This is a genomic window from Alkalibacterium iburiense, assembly GCF_039521845.1.
Classification (GTDB): domain Bacteria; phylum Bacillota; class Bacilli; order Lactobacillales; family Carnobacteriaceae_A; genus Alkalibacterium; species Alkalibacterium iburiense.
Genome location: NZ_BAAACW010000176.1, coordinates 1 through 656 on the forward strand (window position 1 = coordinate 1; position 656 = coordinate 656).

Annotated in this window: 1 protein-coding gene; it reads left to right on the forward strand. The window is 36.1% G+C overall.

From position 1 onward, the window contains the following. Positions 1-49: 49 nt before the first annotated feature. Positions 50-656: transposase (locus tag ABDZ53_RS12830; RefSeq protein WP_343757145.1), on the forward strand; the 607-nt coding region annotated here is incomplete at its 3' end.

The following is a 656-nucleotide window of genomic DNA, read 5'->3' on the forward strand; positions in this document are numbered from 1 at the left end:
TTTGGTATAATAGTAGTAACAATAAAATCCAATGGAGGTTGATGTGACAATGTTCAGAGAAAATAAACAGACCCAAACAAATTTACTAACAGATTCTTATCTTCTTACTTCTGAACGTGCTCAAAAAATGATTGAACAGTCTTGGGCTGGTAGTTTCGCTCAGATTATTTTTCCTTCAATAAATGAAACACGTTTTGACGTCTTGTACCATGAAGATAATGGCCGTCCAAACACCCCTATTAACTACGTTCTTGGAGCACTCATTTTAAAAGAAACGTTAGGACTTAAAGACGAGGATTTAATCTTACGTTGTCACACTGATATATGTTTTCAGCATGCTTTGCATTCGACAAGTTGGGAAGAACAGCCCGTCAGTGATCGAACGTTTAGCCGTTTCAGACGTGCGTGCTATCTCTATGAAATAGAAACAGGGATAGATCTTATTCAAGAAGAGATGGAAGGACTCACTGATAAATTAATCACTTACTTTAATGTCAATCATACCCAAAAACGCATGGATAGTGTCATGATTGCCTCTAATACTAAACGACTATCTCAGTTAGAATTGCTTTACACCTGTGTTGAGAAACTCATTCGAACGATAGATAAAGAGTTTTCTACTTTTGATATCTCTGAATTTGAGCACTATCTTAAAG